At 58.8% G+C, this 21,496-nt stretch carries 22 protein-coding genes; 17 read left to right on the top strand and 5 right to left on the bottom strand.

Features of this window, described 5'->3' with window-relative positions; genetic code table 11:
• Positions 1-5: 5 nt before the first annotated feature.
• Together yedF and yedE are read right to left on the bottom strand one after the other, a co-directional pair.
• Positions 6-239, bottom strand: coding sequence for a sulfurtransferase-like selenium metabolism protein YedF (gene yedF, locus AB8W27_RS07700; protein WP_004386794.1), 234 nt, complete (start codon positions 237-239; stop codon positions 6-8).
• Positions 236-1,453, bottom strand: a complete 1,218-nt coding sequence (yedE, locus tag AB8W27_RS07705; protein ID WP_007769631.1) for a selenium metabolism membrane protein YedE/FdhT — start codon at positions 1,451-1,453, stop codon at positions 236-238. The genes yedF and yedE overlap by 4 nt, the downstream gene beginning before the upstream one ends.
• A 203-nt stretch (positions 1,454-1,656) precedes the next feature.
• Between yedE and yedD the strand changes: the two genes are divergently transcribed.
• A complete protein-coding gene (gene yedD, locus AB8W27_RS07710) occupies positions 1,657-2,070 on the top strand; it encodes a lipoprotein YedD (protein ID WP_015741698.1) in 414 nt (137 codons plus the stop codon).
• Positions 2,071-2,341: 271 nt separating this feature from the next.
• Here yedD and fliT read toward each other — a convergent pair whose 3' ends face one another.
• From fliT to fliD, 3 genes are read right to left on the bottom strand one after another with little or no spacing between them, the layout of a single operon-like run.
• A complete protein-coding gene (gene fliT / locus AB8W27_RS07715) occupies positions 2,342-2,704 on the bottom strand; it encodes a flagella biosynthesis regulatory protein FliT (RefSeq protein WP_015741697.1) in 363 nt (120 codons plus the stop codon).
• Positions 2,704-3,114 carry a flagellar export chaperone FliS gene (gene fliS / locus AB8W27_RS07720; protein WP_015741696.1) on the bottom strand — a complete coding sequence of 137 codons (411 nt, stop codon included), beginning with the start codon at positions 3,112-3,114 and terminating at the stop codon, positions 2,704-2,706. The genes fliT and fliS overlap by 1 nt, the downstream gene beginning before the upstream one ends.
• Before the next feature lie 9 nt (positions 3,115-3,123).
• Complete coding sequence (gene fliD / locus AB8W27_RS07725; protein ID WP_041923700.1) at positions 3,124-4,554, bottom strand: flagellar filament capping protein FliD; 1,431 nt, start codon at positions 4,552-4,554, stop codon at positions 3,124-3,126.
• Between the two features lie 97 nt (positions 4,555-4,651).
• Between fliD and AB8W27_RS07730 the strand changes: the two genes are divergently transcribed.
• The 16 genes from AB8W27_RS07730 to fliZ all read left to right on the top strand — a co-directional run bounded on the left by AB8W27_RS07730 (position 4,652) and on the right by fliZ (position 21,448).
• Positions 4,652-4,855 carry a hypothetical protein gene (locus tag AB8W27_RS07730; protein ID WP_015741694.1) on the top strand — a complete coding sequence of 68 codons (204 nt, stop codon included), beginning with the start codon at positions 4,652-4,654 and terminating at the stop codon, positions 4,853-4,855.
• 134 nt (positions 4,856-4,989) lie between these two features.
• A complete protein-coding gene (locus AB8W27_RS07735; RefSeq protein ID WP_007769644.1) occupies positions 4,990-5,826 on the top strand; it encodes a flagellin in 837 nt (278 codons plus the stop codon).
• Between the two features lie 211 nt (positions 5,827-6,037).
• Complete coding sequence (locus AB8W27_RS07740) at positions 6,038-7,525, top strand: hypothetical protein (RefSeq protein WP_041924182.1); 1,488 nt, start codon at positions 6,038-6,040, stop codon at positions 7,523-7,525.
• A gap of 21 nt (positions 7,526-7,546) precedes the next feature.
• Positions 7,547-10,897: a methyltransferase gene (locus AB8W27_RS07745; protein ID WP_041923699.1), complete on the top strand. Its 3,351-nt coding sequence runs from the start codon at positions 7,547-7,549 to the stop codon at positions 10,895-10,897.
• Between the two features lie 69 nt (positions 10,898-10,966).
• The gene (locus tag AB8W27_RS07750) at positions 10,967-12,100 is read left to right on the top strand and encodes a DegT/DnrJ/EryC1/StrS aminotransferase family protein (protein WP_015741691.1); all 1,134 of its coding nucleotides are present in this window, start codon (positions 10,967-10,969) and stop codon (positions 12,098-12,100) included.
• Positions 12,097-12,735, top strand: coding sequence for an acetyltransferase (locus tag AB8W27_RS07755; protein WP_015741690.1), 639 nt, complete (start codon positions 12,097-12,099; stop codon positions 12,733-12,735). Before AB8W27_RS07750 ends, AB8W27_RS07755 begins: the two co-directional genes overlap by 4 nt.
• Positions 12,736-12,772: 37 nt before the next feature.
• Positions 12,773-13,012: a hypothetical protein gene (locus tag AB8W27_RS07760; RefSeq protein ID WP_015741689.1), complete on the top strand. Its 240-nt coding sequence runs from the start codon at positions 12,773-12,775 to the stop codon at positions 13,010-13,012.
• A 16-nt stretch (positions 13,013-13,028) separates the two neighbouring features.
• Positions 13,029-13,775 carry an SDR family NAD(P)-dependent oxidoreductase gene (locus AB8W27_RS07765; RefSeq protein WP_041923698.1) on the top strand — a complete coding sequence of 249 codons (747 nt, stop codon included), beginning with the start codon at positions 13,029-13,031 and terminating at the stop codon, positions 13,773-13,775.
• 12 nt (positions 13,776-13,787) lie between these two features.
• Positions 13,788-14,531: an SDR family NAD(P)-dependent oxidoreductase gene (locus AB8W27_RS07770; RefSeq protein WP_015741687.1), complete on the top strand. Its 744-nt coding sequence runs from the start codon at positions 13,788-13,790 to the stop codon at positions 14,529-14,531.
• Positions 14,528-15,349: a transketolase gene (locus tag AB8W27_RS07775; protein ID WP_015741686.1), complete on the top strand. Its 822-nt coding sequence runs from the start codon at positions 14,528-14,530 to the stop codon at positions 15,347-15,349. The genes AB8W27_RS07770 and AB8W27_RS07775 overlap by 4 nt, the downstream gene beginning before the upstream one ends.
• Entirely contained in the window at positions 15,346-16,314 is a 969-nt protein-coding gene (locus AB8W27_RS07780; protein WP_015741685.1) for a transketolase family protein, read from the top strand. The genes AB8W27_RS07775 and AB8W27_RS07780 overlap by 4 nt, the downstream gene beginning before the upstream one ends.
• Positions 16,311-17,726: an AMP-binding protein gene (locus AB8W27_RS07785; protein ID WP_041923697.1), complete on the top strand. Its 1,416-nt coding sequence runs from the start codon at positions 16,311-16,313 to the stop codon at positions 17,724-17,726. Before AB8W27_RS07780 ends, AB8W27_RS07785 begins: the two co-directional genes overlap by 4 nt.
• Positions 17,719-18,801 (top strand): acyl-protein synthetase, encoded by a 1,083-nt coding sequence (locus tag AB8W27_RS07790; protein WP_015741683.1) that lies wholly within the window; start codon positions 17,719-17,721, stop codon positions 18,799-18,801. The genes AB8W27_RS07785 and AB8W27_RS07790 overlap by 8 nt, the downstream gene beginning before the upstream one ends.
• A complete protein-coding gene (locus tag AB8W27_RS07795; protein ID WP_015741682.1) occupies positions 18,785-19,987 on the top strand; it encodes an acyl-CoA reductase in 1,203 nt (400 codons plus the stop codon). Before AB8W27_RS07790 ends, AB8W27_RS07795 begins: the two co-directional genes overlap by 17 nt.
• 132 nt (positions 19,988-20,119) lie before the next feature.
• Complete coding sequence (locus tag AB8W27_RS07800) at positions 20,120-20,839, top strand: RNA polymerase sigma factor FliA (RefSeq protein WP_007699171.1); 720 nt, start codon at positions 20,120-20,122, stop codon at positions 20,837-20,839.
• 60 nt (positions 20,840-20,899) lie between these two features.
• Positions 20,900-21,448 (top strand): flagella biosynthesis regulatory protein FliZ, encoded by a 549-nt coding sequence (gene fliZ, locus AB8W27_RS07805; protein WP_015741681.1) that lies wholly within the window; start codon positions 20,900-20,902, stop codon positions 21,446-21,448.
• Positions 21,449-21,496 lie beyond the last annotated feature (48 nt).

The following is a 21,496-nucleotide window of genomic DNA, read 5'->3' on the forward strand; positions in this document are numbered from 1 at the left end:
GAGGGTTATTTCTGGATGAGATAACGGATGGTCGGGCCATCCTGCTGGATATCCAGCACCGTATAGCCGTGGTTGCGGGCGTCTAAAGGAATGTTATTGATAGACTGCGGGCAGTCGCTGATCACTTCCAGTATTTCGCCTTTTTTCAGCTGCGGCAGCGCTTCAAGCGTGGCGACAGCCGGGTAAGGGCAGGGCTCGCCGGACATATCCAGGCGATAATCAGGGGTAATGGCGTTCATGCGCCCTCCTTAACAGCAGCAACGGTGGTAGCAGGTTTCTGACGGCGGAAAAAGCGTTTCTCCTGCGCAATGACCAGCATCAGCGCGGCAAAGAGCAGCAGATACGTCACCAGCAGCCCGCCAAGCGGGCCGAACGTATTCAGCAGGTTGATTTTATCCCAGTTAGTGGCAAGCGACGGCGCGAGGTCGTCCCAGAAATAGGCCAGCACGGTCGAGCCTATCACGTTGCCAAGCCCCACCCACCAGTAGTGCACCTGACCTTCCACGGCGCGATACATCCAGCCGGTTTCACAGCCGCCCGCCAGCACAATACCGAAGCCGAACAGCAGCCCGCCCAGCACCGCATTCGGGCCGGCCCACATGATTTTCGGCTCGGCGCCCAGTTGCACATAGCTGAAAATACCGATGGCGCTGACCGCCATACCGAAAATAATCGCTTTGGCCATATGGGTGCGGCCGGTTATCCACATATCGCGAAACGCCGAGGTAAAGCAGATCTGGGCGCGTTCGATAAGCAGGCCGAAACCGACGCCAAACAGCATCGCCAGACCCAGTTTCGGCGCGTTCATTGCGGTGAGCAGCGCCCAGCCTACCATCCCCGCGAACACCAGCATCCCGATGCGAAAGCGGCGCTTTGCCTGGTCCGGCTTTTGCGTCAGCGGCGCGGCGGCGCTCACTTTCTGCATTTTCACCGGAATACGAAACAGCGGCAGCAGGGTAAAGCGCGCGCCGAACCACGAGCCGATGGCCGTCGCCAGCGCGAAAAACCACGCGTGCAGGGAGAATTGCGGAATGCCGGTAAAGAACGCCGCCAGGTTACAGCCCATCGCCAGACGCGCGCCGAAGCCCGCGATAATGCCGCCCGCCACCGCCTGGATAATGCGGATGCGGTGCTGCGGCATACGTAGCTTCACATTGTTCGCCCACAGCGCCGCTGCAAAGCAGCCGCCAAACATCCCGATGATCATCATCCCGTCGATGCGGGTGAGCGGGGTGCCTTCCAGATGAATCAGCTTATAGTAGCCCCAGGTTTCGGCGTGAACGCCAAAGAGCTGTAAGAGCTGTCCGCCCCAGCGGGTGAATTCGCCGGTGACGGCCCAGAAGGTGCCGGTTATCCCGAAATAGTAAGTGGAGAGGATGCCTGCGGCGATTACGGCGGGCAGCGGGGCCCAGAAACGAATGAGGTATTGCTGTTTAAAGTCGTGCCATGACATGAATTTTAGCCTCTGAACTCAGACGGAACTAAAAGGCGCCGCGCGGGCGCCAAAAGAAGCCCGCATATTACGCCGCTGGCGGCTTTCGCACAGCAAAAATTCGGCAAAAGTGAATCTGGATCAATTCCTGCGGCGCGGCGTTGGGGTGGAAGCGTTAACGCTTTAATGCCACAATCTTTTTTTCTTCACGGGCAGGACAAACGATGAAAAAAATCGCACTGGGATTGATGATGCTGGGACTGAGCGGATGCGTTCAGGTGGAGAATTATAACGACGTGGTGAAAACGCCGCCGCCGGCGGGGCTTGCGGGGTACTGGCAGTCGAAAGGGCCGCAGAGCGAGCTGGTGAGCCCGGAAGCGATGGCGAGCCTGGTGGTGACGGCCGACGGCGATACGCTTGATTGCCGTCAGTGGCAGCGGGTGATAGCGCTGCCCGGCAAGCTGATGCGGCGCGGCGATGCGCTTTATAACGTGACCAGGAAGCTGGAGGTTTATAAGCTCGCGCGCGAAGGCGACACGCTGGAGTACGCGGGGATGACGCTTGTGCGCGTGGACCGTCCGACGGCCGAGTGCGCGGATTTCCTCGCCAAAAATCCGCTGGACACGCCGCTGCCGTAACCGTGTGTTGGCAGTGAAAATGCGCCTGGCGCGTATATGCGTGCCGGGCTTTTTTATGGGCGCCGGGTGGCGAGTGCGCCTGCGCTTACCCGCCCTGCGGGCTGGAGTATTTTTGTAGGGTGGGTAAGCGTAAGCGCACCCACCCTCAGGCGAAACACCCACCCTCAGGCCAGACACCCGCTTCACACATCACACTACAATTTTTACGTTCCCGGACGGGAGAAAAGCGCAGGGCCGTGGTTTTAACGCCACGGCCCTGGATGACAGGAAATTATTGATTCAGATCGTTTGGCATCAATACGTTGCCGGAAAGATTACCGTAGGCTGTCACCAGGGATTTCTGATTGCCGTTCTGCTCTATTAAAACGCGCAAATCTTCCATGCGCGCCTGAAGTTTAATTCTTAGCTCGGCTTCGTTGGCCAGCACCTTCGTCAGCAGGTCACGCGCTTTCTCATGAAACACGCTGTTGTCCGGCTCAATCGGGTTACGGGCAATCGCCTCGACCAGGGTGACGTATTTTACTTCCTGTTCAATCAGCTCATCCCACTGTCCTGAATTCGCCAGGCTGAGCATGGTATTACTAAGCGCGTAAAGCGCCTGCCAGTTATTTAGGGATGAGATGAAATCATTCATCAATAGGTTTCCTGCGCGAGAGTGTTGCCGGGACCAATCTGCTTCCAGGCGTCAGCAATATTGGTCATCAGGGTTTCGACTTCATTGATGGCATCAACATCGTTACGCAGGTTCGCATGCAGTAAACGTCGCACCATATATTCATAAAGCGAGGCCAGGTTTTGGGGTAAATCACCGCCAATATCCATATTCAGGCCGGCCTTAAGTCCGTTATCAATAATGTTGATGGCTTTGGTCAGGGCCTGACCTTTCGCCTGCGTGTCGCCCTGTTCAATAAACAGACGCGCGCGGACAAGGGCACTGAGTGCCCCGTCAAACAACATTACGACCAGCTGGTGTGGACTTGCGCTCATTACCGCACTTTCCAGGCCCACCTGCTGGTAGGCCTGAACACCAGAGCTATTGTACATATCCGTTCCTTAACTGCTTGAAGAGGAGAACTGTTTAGTCAGGTACGTTGAGGTGCTGTTCAGTTTGCTCACCAGGGAGTCCAGGTTGCTAAACTGCGCCTTATAACGCGCCATGGTGGCTTCGATTGAAGCTTCCATCGAGGTATAGCGTTTATCCAGCGATTTCAGCGTGTCGTTAATACTGTCTTTCGCGTTCTGAATCACCCCTTCTTTGCCCGTCGTGGTGCTGAGCATTGAGGTCAGGGTGTTATTCATCTGCGTAGCCAAACCGGTGGTTTTACCGTCACCCACAAAGTACGCCTGAACGGCGTCCGGGTTTTCGTTCAGCGCTTTGGTCAGCTTCGCATCGTCAATTTTCAGTACGCCGGCGGCGCCATCAGCGGCCAGAACCGGATCCTGCGTCACGCCGAGCTGCGCCAGAATAGCGACGCTGCCGCTCTGCACCTGCGTCAGCGTACTGCGCAGCTGAGACTGGATAGAACGTACGTTACTGTCGCCAATCAGCGCGCCGTTGCTGGAGGACTGGGTGTCGCCCTTATCAACTTTGACGTATTTGGTCACAGAAGCGATGGTGGACTGCAGCGAGTTGTACGCGGTAACCCAGTCGGTGACCGCCTTTTTGTTGGCGTCGGTCGCGCGGGTCACAGAGAGCGTTTCGTTAGCGGTGCTCTGCGCTTTCAGCGTCAGGGTGGTGCCCGGCAGGGCATCGGAAATGACGTTGGTGGAACGCTCGATCTCGATATCGTTCACCACCACTTTGGCGTTCTGAGAGGCCGTCTGGATGGAGAGCGCGCCGGTTTTAGTGCTGGAATCGAAGCCGATAATGCCCTGCAGGGTATCGTCGCCGGTGACCGTTACGGTCATGTCATTGGTGGTGCCGGTGGTTTTGGAGGTCAGCATCAGGCGGAAATCGCCGTCAGAGGCCTTAATCACGCTCGCAGAGACATTACCGCCCGCTTTGTTGATAGCTTTCGCAATGCCGTTCAGCGACGTATCGCCATCAGCCAGAGAAACGGTCAGCGGTTTTGAGGTGCCCGGCTGGCTGATGGTGACGGTACGGGTGGTGCCCGTTGTGGCCCCCAGCTGCGTGGTGCTGCTGGCGATAGAGCCGGAGGTCAGCACCTGGGCTTTCGCCATCTGTTTCACGTTAACGGTGTAGTCACCGGTCATCGCATCACTGGTGGTGGTCGCGGCAAACGCGGTATTGGTGCTGCTGACCGACGTGGAGTTCCATGTTGCGGTTTTACCAAGGGTCGCTGTCGCGGTTTGCAGGCTCTGCAGCGAGCTTTGCAGCTTACTGTAGGCGCTCAGCTGCGTGTTATAAGCACTCTGCTGTTTCGTGATAACCGTCAGTTTGGTTTGTTCTGCCGCTTCCAGCTTGTCATACAGATCGGCAAGCCCAAGATTCGAGCCTACCCCGAGATTACTGATTGTAGCCATGCGTGATTTCCTTGAAGTCGATGGTCGTTTCAGTCTCTTATCGGCGACGCAAAGCAAAAGTTTACTCCCGGCGGCAAAAAAATGATCCCAGGAATAGATGACGCAGACGCAGGCTATTGAACCGATAGCCTGCCTTAAGCGAAATATTCCCCTTCTTTATATGTCTGGAAAAAAGTCTGCAAAAAAGAGCAATGGCGCATTAATAAAAGGGAAAATGCAGCCAGAATTTATTTATACAATACATAAGAAAAATCTTAGTTCCGAGACTTATAAAAAGACATTAAATAAAATAAACCTTTAATAAACAATAACATGTAAATTTTTTGAGTTTGTTTCTAAAGTCTTTTTAAGAAGCGTCGATAACCTTGTTGACGGTGAGAGACGCCGTGAGTGTTAGGCACCGAACCTAAACCCAATTTTTGAAGGAATTAAATTATGTCAGTTATCAATACTAACCTTTTGTCCCTGACCACTCAGACCAACCTGAACAAATCTCAGTCTGCTCTGGGCACTGCTATCGAGCGTCTGTCCTCTGGTCTGCGTATCAACAGCGCGAAAGACGACGCTGCTGGCCAGGCGATTGCTAACCGTATGACCTCTCAGGTTAAAGGTATGACCCAGGCTGCTCGTAACGCAAACGACGGCATCTCCCTGGTTCAGACCGCTGAAGGTAACCTGAACGAAATCAACACCAACTTACAGCGTATCCGTGAGCTGGCTGTTCAGGCTGCGAACGACACCAACGGTTCTACCGACCTGACTTCCATCAACACGGAAATCACTCAGCGTCTGTCTGAAATCGACCGTATCGCTGGTGGTGCTAACTTCAACGGCAAAAAACTGCTGGACGGTTCTGTAAGCACCGCTCTGAAAATTCAGGTTGGCGCTGGTACTTCTTCTAACGATACCATCTCCATCGACAGCAACGCCCTGATCAACGCGACTTCTGGTACTCTGGACTCTAGCCTGAGCACCTCTATCGCAGACAACTCCACCGCTCAGGCTGTGATTTCTGCTGCTGATGCTGCTATCGCTAAGATCGATACCGCGCGTTCTAACATGGGTGCGATTCAGAACCGTTTTGAATCTACCATCAACAACCTGAACAACTCTATCAACAACCTGTCTGCGGCACAGTCCCGTATTCAGGACGCTGACTACGCGACCGAAGTTTCTAACATGTCTCGCGCTCAGATCCTGCAACAGGCTGGTACTTCTGTACTGTCTCAGGCAAACCAGGTTCCGCAGTCCATGCTGTCCCTGCTGCGTTAATAGACGCTCAAGCTTTCAAAAAGGTTGCTGGAAACAGCAACCTTTTTTTTGCCTGTTAGTTATCGGCCTTCTCCTTAAATGCAATCTCCAAAATAAGCCGCTATTCGCAGGGTTTTTCCCTCCATTATGCCTGCGCGCCCGATGTTACCCTTTCAGGAAAGCTTCCTCTTTGCGTGCCGCGAACGGGAATAATCTCCAGGTTGCGACAGATATGGCCGGGTTGACTGGCAAAACGCCGTCGCGCGTTGCAATTAATGATGAGTTAAAACCGATGAATCAGTTTGCCCAGTGTCGTGCAATGCACCAGTACTATCGTGACATCTTCACCCGCAATATTTATCTCCCTGAAGCGGATGTGATGCCGTCCCACCTTGTGGCGGAAGTGCTGCACTTCTGGAGCACCGATTACGCGGCGATGGAGCCTGCCATCATGGCGGCGCCAACCCCACCCGATCTTGATGAAGAAAAAGCGCTGGCGATTAAGCATCTGCTGTGCGCGGCGACGCTTGCCAACCAGGCTTTCGACAGCAAAAAGCAGGGCCATCAGGTGGCCGCGGTAGACGGTTTCAGCGAGCAGGTGACGGCGCATGTCGTCGAAGCGCTTCAGCGTGACGATTCGGTCAATTTTGTGGTGGTCGCCATTCAGCTGCTGTTTCGCGTGGGCGAAATCGACGGCGCGGTGTTTTTAATTTCCAACCACCTGTCAAACCTCAGTACCAGCGCGCCGGTTTTGAAAATTCTGCTGCTCATTTGCCTGATGGAAGAAGACTACAACCAGGCGCAGGTCGTGATTCAGGCGCTGACGGCGGATTCTGCCTTAATAGAAGAAGAGTCGCTGGTGCTGCTGATGATCGTCTGCGGCATTTATAAGCTCGGCGGCTGCCCGGATTCCTTTATCGATTTTCGCCCGTTGACCGAACCGCTGCCGCTGCCGGACTACAGCCGTTATACCTGGCACATCCCGAAAGCGGCGACCGGCAATACCACCGTGCTGGTCTCCTGCGATCCGAAATATTTCTTCAATCACGCCCAGGCGCTGGTGGCCTCGGTCTATGAAACAAACGGCACGGCGCTGGATGTGCATCTGCACATCTATAACTGCGACGCGCGCTGCGAAGCCCGCGTGCATGAGATGCAGGCGGCGTTCCCTGGGCTGAACCTTTCTCTTAGCAGCGAAATCATCACGCCGGTGCGCGGGATTAACGTGCATTTCGCCTCGCGCCGTTTTGTCTTTCTGCGCCATGCGCTGGAGCAGTTCGACGCGCCGGTTATTTTGCTGGACGCCGACTGCCTGGTACGCCAGCCGTGGGCCGACGTGCATGCGGGCCTTGACGACGCCGACCTTATCCTTACCTGCAGCAACGGGGCCCCGCTCTGGGAGCGCGTGCTGGGCGGCTTTATCTATGCCCGGCCGACAGAGGCGAATTGCCGCTATCTGGATATCGTGGCCCGGTTTATCGACCGCAACCTGGCGGCGGAAAACAACGAATGGTTCCTCGATCAGGTGGCGCTCTCCTTTGCGCTCGACACGCTGCCTGCGGTAGAGCAGATGCGGATCCGCCGCGAAGAGGCCGCGCGTCTTATCAGTATTAACCACACGGCGGACGCCTTCAGCTGGGTAGTGACCACCTCCAAAGAGGGTATTGGCACTTATAACGATTACAAAACCAGCCTGATGGCGAAATACCTCGCCGCATAAGCTCTGGACTTTATAAAACGGATGAATGATGTGAAGACGCTCTACCCGGAACACCGCATTAGCCCTGTCGCCCTGCACGCCAGCGCCGCGCTTAACCATGTGGCGGCGGCGTCGCCTGCGTTCGCGCGGGTGCTGGAGATTGGCTGTGGGGCAGGCGAGGCGCTGATCGCGCACGCCCGCGCCTGGCCGAACAGTATCGCGCTCGGTATCGACCTTGATGAGGCGCGTATCGGCGAAGGGCAGCGACAGATCCAGGCAAGCGGCCTTAACAATATCGAACTGTTCGCCGCAGGGCTTGGCGATCTGCTGGCGGTATCGCCGGGCGAATTCGACTACATCATCATTCACGGCCTCTTTTCGCGCACCGACGCAGACACGCGCGACATCCTGCTGCGCTGGTGCCGTCAGCATCTCTCCGCGCAGGGGATTATTGCGTATCACGCGGCGCTTGCGGAGAACCGCGACGACGCCACCCTTCGCGACGCGCTCGCGTTTCACTGCCAGCGTGCCGCAACTCACAATGAAAAGCTCGCCTCGGCGCGCGCCATGCTCGGGTATCTGGCGATGACGCTGCCGGACGGCGCGCTGAAAACCCAGGTGCTGGAGGCGGAAGCGCTGGACGATGCATCGCTGATGCAGCGCTATCCGGCCAGCGACGCGGCGGCGAGCGACTACACCGATTTCGCCCGCGAAATGCAGGCGCTGGATCTGGCGTGCATCGGCGATGCGCTCCCGCAGACCGAGCTTGCCGCGTCCTGGGGCGAACGCCAGCAGCAGCTCCATGCCATGATCGCGGGGCAGAGCGATCGCCACAGCGCGCGCCAGTATCTCGACTTCGCGGTCAACCGCCGCGAGCGTTTCACCCTGCTGTGCGCCACAGGCGCGGCAGAGCCGTCGTTCGTGCCGGATCTGGCTGTCCTTGAGTCGCTGCACTGGGCCGGCAACTTCACCCGCGTTTTCACAATTAACGGGCAAGTGGTCAGCGGCCATATTTCACAGTCCGGCGTGCCGGTGCGTACAGAAAACCCGGTAACGCTGCAAATTCTCGACCTGCTGGCGGGCGCCTGGCCGATGAGCCTGAGCGTCGACCAGCTGGTCTTTAACTGCCGCCTGCCGGAGCGTCCGGGCGACGACACCCGCAAGCTGGTGCTGGAATCGCTGCGCGATCTGTTTCTCAATAACCTCGACGGGCTGCACTGGAGTGCGGCGCCGGGGCCCTATAATCTCGCGGAAAACGACATTCTGGCACCGGTTGCGCCGCTACCTGAGACCGACGAAGAGACCCGCGTGCTGAACTTGTGGGGCGAGGCGGTTACCGTCGCGCCCGCGCACTGGCGCTGGCTGCGCGATGGCATGTGCGCGACCGATGACGAGGCGTGGGCGAGTTTTACCGCGCTGCGCATTCGCGGCGTGCTGAACGGCTCGCCGCTGGCCTGGAAAAACGCCATTCAGCCGTTTCTGCGCACCGGCAAAGTGGCCTGGCTGAAACAGTGCCTGAATACGCTGCTGCTGTTAAGCGTCAGCGAGCGGCGCGGCGGCCTGCTGCAAAGCGAAACCAATATGGACGCCGACAGCCAGACCGACAGCGTCAAAATGGATGCCGTCTATGAAGAGGCGAACCGGCTGATTGGCAAAGGAATGGCGAAAGAAGCGCGCGAGTATACCCGCGAGTTGCTGGCGCAGGATCCGCAGAATATGCATGTCCTGCGCTGCTACTCGCGCACCTGCGTGCTGACCGGCGCGTGGGACGAGGCGCTGGAGGCGCTCTGCCGCCTGATGGGCCATTACTTTTCCAGCCTCGACATCTATTACGATCTGGCGACGGCGCTGCAAAAAACGCTCGATCACTTCAACGCCCGTAAAGTGGTGCGCGGCCTGCTGCGTCTCGATGAGAAAAACGCCGGGTTCTGGAACTCGCTCGGTACGCTTTATCACGCGCGCGGCGATATGACGCTTGCGGAAAAATGCGCCCGCGAGGCGTTTCGCTTCCAGCCGCGTAACCCGCGCTATCTGGCGATGATGGGCGTGGTGCTGAGCGATAACCAGAAGCTCGACGAAGCGCGTTACTTCCTGGAAAAATCCCTTGAGATAGCGCCGCAGGATTTCGACTGCTTCACCAGCCTGCTGTTTGTACTGACCCATGACAATCGCGTCAGCGCACAGGAGCTGCTGGCGAAGCACCGCGAATATGGCGAGCGCGTCACCGCCCACGCCGTACGTTGCGCGCTCGATCTGCCGCTCAATAATGTGAAAGATCCGAACCGCAAACTGCGCGTCGGGTTTGTTTCAGGCGATCTGCGCACGCATCCGGTCAGCAACTTTCTGCTGCCGTTCTGGGCGTCGTTTGACCGCACGCAGTTTGAGCTGGTGGGCTATAACGCCGCGCCGATGCATGACGAGGTGACGGATCATCTGCGCGCGGGCGCCGTACTGTGGCGCGACGCGTATCAGTTAAGCGATCGCGAGCTGGCGCGCCAGATCAACGACGATGGCGTGGACATTCTTATCGATCTCTCCGGGCATACCACCTGGACGCGACTGCCGATGTTCGCGCTGCGTCCGGCGCCGCTGCAAATGACCTGGATTGGCTACCCCGGCACCACCGGCGTGCCGGCGATGGATTACCGCCTGCTCTCCTCGACGCTGGCAAGCCCGCCGGGCATGACCGAGCAGTTTACCGAACAGATCCTCTGGGTGCCGATGCGCAAAATTTTCGAGCCGCATCCGCAAAGCCCGGACGTTAACTCGCTGCCGGCGCTGCGTAACGGCCATCTGACGTTCGCGAGCTTCAACCGCCCGAAAAAAGTCAACGATGACGTGCTTGAGCTCTGGGCGCAGATCCTGGTGCGCGAACCGAGCGCGAAGCTGCTGATGGGCTTTATGGCCGATGACGAGATGATAGCGATGATGACGCGCCGCCTGACGCATTTCGGCGCGCGCCCGGAACAGCTCATTTTCAGAACGCGTACCGGGCTTATCGAGTATCTCGAATACCACCATCACATCGATATTTTGCTCGACGCCTTCCCGTATACCGGCGGCACCACCACCAACCACGGCGCGTGGATGGGCGTTCCTACGCTCACGCTCTGCGGCGAAACGATGGCGGGGCGTCAGGGCGTGGACATTATGAACGGCTATGGATTGCCGGAATTCGTGGCGAACGATAAAGCGGACTACGTCGAAAAAGCGCTCTCCTGGCAGGGCCGCTTTGAGGAACTGAACGCGATTCGCCTCTCTATGCGCAGCCGCATCCCGACCGATAACGCCGACGGGTTCCGGGTGGCCGACACCTTTGAAAAAGGGCTGCGCGAAGCGTGGAAAATTTACTGTACCGGAGAGGCGCCGCGTTCGTTCTTCGTCGAGGAATAACGCGTCGCGACGGCATCACCCATACCGGCCGGGGCCGGAAACGTTTGGTGTAAAACACCGAGGTGTACTATGCAAAATCTTTTTGTCACCAGCCCGCTGCTTCCGCCGCTGGAAGAGTTTATCCCGTATCTTGAGCAGATCTGGGAAAACAAATACCTGACCAACGGCGGCCCGTTTCATCAGGAGCTGGAAACCCGGCTCGCTGAGTATCTCGGCGTGGAACACCTCTGCCTGTTTTCCAACGGCACGCTGGCCTTGCTGACCGCGCTTCAGGCGCTGCGCATTACGGGCGAAGTGATCACCACCCCGTATTCGTTCGTCGCCACCTCGCATTCGCTGCTGTGGAATGGCCTGACGCCGGTTTTCGCCGATATCGATCCGGTCACCTGCAACATCGATCCGAACAAAATCGAACAGCTGATAACGCCAGCGACCTCGGCTATCCTGCCGGTCCACTGCTACGGCCTGCCGTGCGATGTCGACAAAATTCAGTCCATCGCCGACGCCTGGGGTCTGAAGGTTATCTATGACGCCGCGCATGCGTTCGGCGTAAAGAAAAACCACCAGAGCATCCTGAACTGCGGCGATCTGTCGATCCTGAGCTTCCATGCCACCAAAGTTTTCAACACCTTTGAGGGCGGGGCGATCATCTGCCCGGACGCGCGCATGAAACAGCGCATCGACTACCTGAAAAACTTCGGCTTCGCCGGGGAAACGACCGTGGTCGCGCCGGGTATCAACGCCAAAATGAACGAAGTGCAGGCGGCCTTTGGCCTGGTGCAGCTTGGGCATATCGATAAAGCGCTGGCGAATCGCGCGGCTATCCACGACCGCTACTGCGAATGGCTGGCCGATATCCCTGGCATCGAAACCTTCAGCGCGCCGGATGACGTGGAGTGGAACCACTCTTACTTCCCGATCCGCGTGAACGAGGAGTTCCCGGTAAGCCGCGACGCGCTCTATGAAGCGCTGAAAGCCGAAAACATTTATTCGCGCCGCTATTTCTACCCGCTGATCAGCGCGTTCTCCATGTACCGCCATCTGCCGTCGGCGCAGCCGCAGCACCTGCCGATCGCCACCGGTATCGCCGAGCGCATCCTGTGTCTGCCGATTTTCCCGGATCTGACCGAAGACGATCAGCGCCGCGTGGTGGATGCCATCCGCGCGCAGGCCGCGCTGGGGCTTGCGGAGAAAGTGGCATGAAGCTTGGCATTTACGGCGCAGGCGGGTTAGGGCGCGAGGTGCTGATGCTGGCGCGCGCCATTAACCAGTGCACGTCGCGCTGGAGCGAGATTTTCTTTATTGACGATGTGACCGACGCGCAGGAGGTCTACGGCGCGTCGGTGGTGCGTTTCGACGCGCGCCCGGCAGAGTGCGAAGTGGCTATCGCTATCGGCGAACCCGCGCTGCGTCAGCGCCTGGCGCAGAAGCTCTCAGGCGTCGCGCCACTCGCGACGCTCATTCACCCGAATGTCGATGTTCCGTCGCAAAGCGAGATCCGCCCCGGCGCGATCCTCTGCGACGGCGCGCTGATCTCCTGCGGCGTGACGATCGGCGAAAACGTGCTGATCCAGCCGCGCGCCTGCGTCGGCCATGACTGCGCTATCGGCGCGTACAGCGTCGTCTCAAGCCTGGTGGCGCTCGCGGGACACTGTGAAGTGGGCGAGCGCGTGTTTATCGGTATGAACAGTTGCGTAAAAGAGCAGACCCGCATCGGCGATGACGCCATCGTCGGCATGGGCTCTGCGGTATTCAGCGACGTGGCGGACGCCACGATCGTACTGGGCAACCCGGCCAGGGCGATGCGCCAGAACACCCAGGGCAAGGTGTTTAAATAAGCGCCGCGACAGAACATTTTTTATCTGGAGTATGACCATGACTAACTTAGCGAAGTACAACACCATTTTTATGGAAACGTTTGAAGTGCCGGAAGAGGTGCTCGCGGATTACAAATATCAGGACACCCCGTCCTGGGATTCCGTCGGCCACATGACCATGATCGCCGCACTGGAAGAAACCTTCGACATCATGATGGATACCGAAGACATCATCGATTTCTCCTCGTGGCAGAAAGGTAAAGAGATCCTGCAAAAATACGACGTAGAAATCGCCTGATATGACGGAGGTCAGCATGCTGCTCGCAGGAAAAAATGCGGTAATTACCGGCTGTCTGCAGGGGATCGGCAACGCCACGATGGTCGCTTACGCGCGCCACGGGGCGAATATCTTCGCCTGCGTTCAGCAGGAAGACGCGGCGTTCAGCGCGCAAATCGCTGAACTCGCTTCGCAATACGGCGTGACCATCACGCCGGTTTGCTTTGATCTGCTGGACGATGCGTCCATCAAGCAGGCCGCGATGGCGATTCAGAAAGCGAAAGTGCCGGTGGATATCCTGGTGAACGTGGCGGGCGTGACGCTCGACGCGCTGTTCCCGATGGTCACCATGGAGCAGCTGCACAAGACCTTCGCCATCAACTTCTTTTCACAGATGGTGTTCACCCAGTATCTCACCCGCCTGATGCTGCGCAATAAACGCGGCAGCATCATTAACATCGCGAGTATTTCCGGCCTCGACGGCAACAGCGGTCAGCTCGCCTACGCGGCCTCGAAAGCCGCGATGGTGGCGGCGACCAAAACGCTTTCCATTGAGCTGGCGCCGCAGGGCATTCGCGTGAACGCGGTGGCGCCAGGCGTTATCGCCACGCCGATGACCGAAAACCTTGCAAGCGACGTGGTGGACAGCAAGCTGGCGCAGAGCGCCCTGCGCCGTACCGGACGGGCGGACGAAGTGGCCGACACGCTGGTATGGCTCGGCTCAGACGCGGCAAGCTACGTGACGGGCCAGGTGGTGCGCGTCGACGGCGGGATCGGCTATTAAAAGGGGAAGCCCATGTTGTTAAAAGAGAAAAACGTCATTATCACCGGTTGCGCGCGCGGTATCGGGCGCGCGATGGTGGAGGCTTTCGCCGCCGAAGGCGCGTGCATTTACGCCCATGCGCGCAGCGAAACGCCGGAATTTCTGGCCGACATGGCGGCGCTTGCCGAACGTTACCAGGTCGAGATCTGGCCGCTGTGCTTCGATCTGACCGATAACGACGCGATGAAAGGCGCGGTTAAACGCCTGATGAGCGACAAACGACAGCTGCATGCGCTGGTGAACAACGCGGGCGTCACCTGGAACGCGCTGTTCCAGATGACCACGATGCAGGCGCTGCGTGAGCAATTCGAAGTGAACTTCTTCTCGCTGTTCAGCTTTACCCAGATGGTGTCAAAACTGATGACCCGTCAGCGTTTCGGCAGCATTGTGAATATCGCCTCGACCGCCGCCGAAGACGGCAATGCCGGTAAAGCGGCTTATGGCGCGGCCAAAGCGGCGGTCGTCGCGCTGACCCGCACCATCGCCACGGAACTGGGCGAGCAGGGCATTCGCGCCAACTGCATCGCGCCGGGCATGACCGAAACAGACATGCTCTCCACGATGCCGGATTACATTATCGAAGAGACCCGTAACGGCACCGATCTGCGCCGCCTCGGCGCGCCGCAGGAGATAGCCGCCGCCGCCGTCTGGCTGGCGTCCGATCTCTCGTCCTACGTGACCGGCCAGACGCTGCGCGTTGACGGCGGTCTGCGATGAACGCCCGCGTCGGTAAGCTCGCCCTCGACGCGCGCGCCATCCGTCAGTCGATTATTCGCACCGCCAGCGCGGCGCCGGTAGACGGCGTGCATCTTGGCCCGGCGCTCTCGATGGTGGAGATCGCCGCCGCGCTGTATGGCGCGGTGATGCGCTTTGATCCGAAGAATATGGCGTCGATGGCGCGCGACCGTTTTCTGCTCAGTAAAGGCCATGCGGCGCTGGCGCTCTACGCCACGCTGCACCACTACGGCGTGCTGAGCGACGAAGAACTGGCGACGTTCGATCACAGCGGCTCGCGCTTTCCGGCGCTGACGCCAATGAACCCGCCGCTCGGGATTGATTTCGCGGGCGGCTCGCTCGGCATGGGCGTCGGTTACGCCTGCGGCGCGGCGCTGGCGCAGCGTCTGCGCGGCGAAAGCTGGCGTCATTACATCGTGCTCGGCGACGGCGAGTGCAATGAAGGCTCGGTCTGGGAAAGCGCGTTTTTCGCCGCCCAGCAGGGGCTGGATCAGCTTACCGCTATCGTTGACTGCAACGGTTTTCAGTCCGACTGGTCCTGCGAGCAGACGATAAAAATGGATTTCCCGGCGCTGTGGGCCGCCTGCGGCTGGCACGTGGAAACCTGCGACGGCCACGATATCGCGGCGCTGCTGGCCGCGCTCGACGCGCCGTCGCACGGCAAGCCGAAAGCGATTGTGGCGCGCACCGTGAAAGGCAAAGGGGTGTCGTTTATGGAGCATAACAACGCGTTTCACCGCGCGCGTCTGTCGGCGGCCCAGCGCGACGCCGCGCTCGCCGAACTGGAGGCACACGCATGAGCCTGACGATTACGCCTGCCGAGATCCGCGCCTGGTCCATGATGGGCACGCGCGGCACCTTTGGCGTCACGCTGTTAAAGCTTGCCGAAGAGAACCCGGCGCTGGTCGGCCTGACCGCCGATCTCGCCATCACCTCCGGGATGGAGCGCTTTAGCAGCACCTATCCGGAGCGCTTTTTTAACCTCGGCATCGCCGAGCAGAATTTAATCGGCGTGGCGGCGGGCATGGCCTCTCAGGGGCTGGTGCCGTTCGCCACCACGTTCGCCAATTTCGCGGCGCTGCGCGCCTGCGAGCAGATGCGCCACTATCTCGGCTACTTACAAGAGAACGTTAAAGTGGTGGGGCTGGCCTCCGGTTTTGCGATGGGGATGTTCGGCACCACGCATTACGGCATTGAAGATATCGCCACGCTGCGTGCGATTTCAGGGCTGACCATTCTTTCGCCCGCCGACGCGACGGCGACGGCGCAACTGACCGAACTGGCCGCGCGCCATCACGGTCCGGTCTATCTGCGCCTGACCGGCGGGATGCGCACGCCGGTGGTCTACCGGGAGCAGGCCGTGTTTGAGCTCGGTAAAGCGATGCGCCTGCGTGACGGCGACGATATCGCGCTGGTCGCCACCGGCAGCATGGTCGCGGTGGCGCTGAAAGCCGCCGATGCGCTGGAAGCTCACGGGCTGCGCTGCGCGGTCGTTGATATGCACACCATCAAACCGCTCGACACCGACACGCTTAAGAGCCTGTTCGGCAGCCGTCTGCTGGTGACGCTGGAAGAACACAGCGTCGTGGGCGGCCTTGGCGGCGCGGTGGCGGAGTATCTCGCTGAACAGGGCGGGGCGCCGCGCCTGCTGCGTCTTGGCATTCCTCAGGGCTACGGCCCGGCGGGCGAATACGCCTGGATGCTGGAGCAGTGCGGCCTGACCGCGCCACAGGTAACACAACAGATTCTGGACGCGGTGTTATGAATGCTGTGCCTTTCTGGCAACTGACACAGGCGCCGCGCGATGCCGTGGCGCTGATTGAAGACGGCGGGGCGACGCTCTCATACGGCGAGCTGGCTGACCGCGTGACGCAGGTGCGCGCGCATCTGCCCGCTCGCGCGCTGATGTTCTGCTTTTGCGAAAACAGCGCGGCGTCGCTGACCGGTTATCTGGCGGCGCTGAACGCCCGCGCGGTGCCGGTGATGCTCGACGGTCAACTCGATGAGACGCTGGCTGATGCGCTGCTGGCGCGCTGGCGGCCGGGTTTTCTCTGGCTGCCGGAAGGCCGCGCGTGGCCGGGCGAGGTGCTGCTGCGCCACAACGGTTATCAGCTTATCGCCACCCATGAGCCGGCACCGGCGATGGACGACGCGCTGGCGCTGCTGATAACCACTTCCGGCTCGACCGGCAGCCCGAAGCTGGTGCGCCAGAGCTATGAGAATCTCCTCAGTAACTGCGCCAGCATTTGCGACTATCTGGCTATAGACGCGAACGAGCGTCCGCTGGTCTATCTGCCGATGAATTATGTGTATGGCTTATCGGTTATCCATTCCCACCTGGCGCAAGGGGCGACGTTGCTGATGACCCGCAGCGGCCCGGTGCAGCCGGGCTTCTGGGCGTTCGTAAAAAGCCAGCAGGCCACGTCGCTCGCGGGCGTGCCTTATACTTTCGAAATGCTCAATAAGCTGCGCTTTATGCGCATGACGCTCCCCTCGCTGCGCACGTTAACGCAGGCGGGCGGTAAGCTTTCCACGGCGCTGCATGAGGCGTTCGCCGCCTGGGCGCAGGAGCAGGGCAAGCGTTTCGTGGTGATGTATGGCGCGTCGGAAGCCACCTCGCGGATGGGCTATTTGCCTGCGGAGCACGCGGCAACCATGGCGGGCGCGATGGGAGTGGCTATTCCGGGCGGGCGCTTTACGCTTGAAGATGAGAACGGCGCGGAAATTACCGCGGCGCAGGAAACCGGCGAGCTTATCTATTATGGCCCGAACGTTTGTCCTGGCTACGCGCAAACGCGCGAGTGCCTGGCGCGCGGCGATGATTTTAAAGGGCGGCTCGCGACAGGCGATCTGGCCCGCCGCGACGACAACGGCGTTTATACCATCGTCGGGCGCAAAAAACGGTTCCTGAAAGTGTTCGGCAATCGCGTCGGGCTGGATGAGCTGGAACAACTGGTGAAAAACCAGTTTGTTGGGCTGGAGTGCGCCACGGGCGGCGTCGATGACCGTATTACGCTGTTTCTCACCGATGAAACCCAGGCCGAAACGGTAAAAAGCTGGCTGGCGCAGACCTGCCAGTTACATCACAGCGCGTTTCGCGTGGTGATCCTGGACGCGATTCCGAAAAACGCGGCCGGAAAAACGCTTTACGCACAACTGGAGGCGCTCAGTGCTTGATTACGCGCAGTGGTTACAGCAACCCCCTTATTCGCTGGCGCGCGATGAAAAGCGCGCGCTGATGACGCAGCGCCTGCAATGGCTGACGGACCATCACCGCGCGCACTGCGCGCCGTACCGCGCCATGCTTGACGGCCTCGGCGTGGATGTCGCCGCCCTGAAAGCGCCGGAAGATGTGCCATTTCTGCCGGTGTCGCTGTTTAAAACCCTGACGCTTGCCAGCATTCCGCCCGACGAAGCCGTGAAGGTGATGACCTCATCCGGCACCACGGGCCAGGCGGTATCGCGCATTTATCTTGATAAGCAAACGGCGGCCAACCAGCAAAAAACGCTGGTGAAGATCGTCAGCGCCTTTACCGGCGCGGGGCGTCTGCCGATGTTGATTATCGACGCGCCGTCGGTGCTCAAAGATCGCACCATGTTTTCCGCGCGCGGCGCGGGCATTCTGGGGTTTTCGATCTTCGGCGCCGATCGCGCGTTTGCGCTCGATGACGAGATGAATCTTGATATCGACGGCATCACGGCGTTTCTTGCGAAACACGCGGGCAAGCCGGTGCTGCTGTTCGGTTTCACCTTTATGATCTGGCAGCACTTCTGGCGCGCGCTGGCGCAAAGTGGCCAGCGGCTCGATCTCAGCCAGGGGATTTTGATCCACGGCGGCGGCTGGAAAAAGCTTATCAGCGAGGCGGTATCGCCGCAGGAGTTCGCCCGCCGTCTGCACGACGTATGCGGGCTGACGCGTATTTATGATTATTACGGCATGGTGGAGCAGACCGGCTGCATTTATATGCAGTGCGAACAGGGCCATCTGCACGCCAGTATTTTTTCCGATGTGATTATTCGCGATCCGCACGATTTCTCGGTCTGTCCACCGGGGCGCGCGGGGATCGTGCAGGTGCTGTCGCTGATCCCGGAATCCTATCCGGGGCATTCGCTGCTCACGGAAGATGAGGGCGTTTTGCTTGGCGAGGATGACTGTCCCTGTGGGCGGCACGGTAAATATTTCCGCATCAACGGACGCCTGCAACAGGCCGAAATCAGAGGATGTAGCGACACTTATGCAGCCCAGTTTTGACAACCTGACTTTTCTGCTGGGCGATGCCGCCCAGCTTGCCGCGCTGGAAGCGTTTCGCCCGCGCGCGCCGTTCGATGACGAGACGCTTACGTTCTTAAGCGAGTTCTCCCGTCAGCTGCTGGCCGACCCGCGCGCGCGCGCCTACAGCGATGTGGTGAGTCTGGCGTTCTGGTGTCGACCGGCGTCGCTGGAAAAGCTGCGCCAGGAGTTTATGCCGCAGGGCATCACCCAGGGCCGCGGCGTCGCGTTTCATATCGCCCCGTCCAACGTGGCAGTGAACTTCGCGTTTTCGCTGGCGGCGGGGCTGCTTACCGGCAACGCCAATATTGTCCGACTCTCTTCAAAACCGTTTCCCCAGACCGCGCTGATTTGCGATGCGCTGAAAGGGGCGCTGGCCCATGTGCCCGCGATGGCTGATAGCCTTTGTCTGGTGCAGTACCCGCACGACGCGGCGCTGACCGATTATTTCTCCGCGCTGTGCGACGCGCGGCTTATCTGGGGCGGCGATCGCACTATTAGCGAGGTGCGGCGCTCGGCGCTGCGTCCGCGCGCGGTGGATATCGCCTTTGCGGATCGTTACTCCTTTGCGGTGATCGACGCCGACGCCTGGCTTGCCGCGCCTGATAAAGCGCGCCTGCTGGAAGGGTTTTATAACGATACGCTGTTGACGAGCCAGCAGGCGTGCACAGCTGCGAAAATGGTGGTCTGGACCGGCGATCGTGCCGCTGAAGCGCGCGCGCAGTTCTGGCCCGCGTTTCGCGACTGGTGCGGCGAGCGCTATGCGCCGCTGCCGACGACGGCGGTAAGTAACCTGGCGTGGTTTTGCGCGCAGACGGTGAAGGATCCGACGCTCAGGCGCATCGCGCAGCCGGACAATCGTCTTTTCCTGGCGCAAACTGACACGCCGAATGGCGCGTTGCTGGCGGATCATCACCAGAGCGGGTTGTTTATTGAATATGTCGCGCAGGATCTACTGGACATCGCGCCGTTGTGCGGGGAGAAGTGCCAGACGATCGTCACGTTCGGGGTTGATCCTGAGGAATTTCAACGGTTTCTGGCGACCGCCAAACCGCGCGGCGTCGATCGCATAGTCCCGATTGGGCAGAGTATGCAGTTTTCTTTGCTCTGGGATGGGTACCCGTTGGCCGAAATGCTGACCCGACGTTTAACTTTAATTTCTTATTAATCAGCTTATTTTCAGTGATTTAACGCATAACCTTAAAATAACCCCTTATTTAGACCATTATTCTCCCGATTAAAAAGCGCTGTAGAATTAGATAATCACGCCGATAACTCAACTAACGCAGGGCTGTTTATCGTGAATTCTCTCTATACCGCTGATGGTGTAATGGATAAACACTCGCTCTGGCAGCGTTATGTCCCGCTGGTGCGTCACGAAGCGTTGCGCCTGCAGGTGCGTTTGCCGGCGAGCGTCGAACTGGACGATTTGTTACAGGCGGGCGGCATCGGCTTGCTGAATGCTGTAGAACGCTACGACGCCCTGCAAGGAACGGCATTTACCACTTACGCAGTGCAGCGTATACGTGGCGCGATGCTGGACGAGCTGCGCAGCCGTGACTGGGTGCCACGCAGTGTCCGACGCAACGCGCGCGAGGTGGCGCAGGCAATAGGCCAACTGGAGCAGGAACTGGGACGTAACGCGACGGAACTGGAGGTCGCAGAGCGACTGAGTATCCCGCTTGAAGAATATCGTCAGATGTTGCTCGACACGAACAATAGTCAACTGTTCTCTTATGACGAATGGCGTGAAGAGCATGGCGATAGTATCGAACTGGTGACGGAAGATAACCAGAACGAAAACCCGCTGCATCAACTGCTGGAAGGCAATTTGCGCGAGCGTGTCATGGAAGCGATTGAATCGCTGCCGGAGCGCGAGCAGATGGTGCTGACGCTGTACTACCAGGAAGAGCTCAATCTCAAAGAGATTGGCGCGGTACTGGAAGTGGGCGAGTCAAGGGTTAGCCAGTTGCATAGCCAGGCCATTAAACGTCTGCGAACCAAGCTGGGTAAGCTATAGGTTGTTGATTCGTCATCATCCTGGTAATGCCGCATACAGTTACGACAACCAGGAGTTATCATGACGGCGCAGCAACCTAAAAGGCGGCCCCTGAGCCGCTACCTTAAAGATTTTAAGCACTCACAGACGCATTGTGCCCATTGTCACAAGCTGCTGGATCGCATTACGTTGGTCCATCGCGGCGAGATTGTGAACAAGGTCGCTATCGCTGCGCTTGATACGTTACTTGACGAGACCGCCTGGGAGCAGGAAAAGCAGGACTGGGTGGCGCTCTGTCGCTTCTGTGGCGATCTGCACTGCAAAGAGCAGAGCAACTATTTCGATATCATCGGCTTTAAGCAATATCTCTTCGAGCAGACCGATATGAGCCATGGCACGATTCGCGAATATGTGGTGCGCCTGCGCCGTCTCGGCGCGCATCTCACCCAACGCCAGGTGCCGCTCTCCCTTGCCCGTCAGGATAATCTCGACGAGCATCTGGAGGCGTGGCTGCCGCTCACCAGTACCAATAATTACCGTATTGCGCTTCGTAAGTATGCCCAGTATCAGCAAGTCTCCTTAGTCCCGACGGAGAAAACCGACTCCTCGGCAACTTCTGATATATATTAAAAAAGCATAAGTTGTAGCACAGTGATTTTGATTTCTTTGCGTAACTAC

The sequence above is a fragment of the Cronobacter turicensis genome (genome assembly GCF_041222865.1).
GTDB classification, from domain to species: Bacteria; Pseudomonadota; Gammaproteobacteria; order Enterobacterales; family Enterobacteriaceae; genus Cronobacter; species Cronobacter turicensis.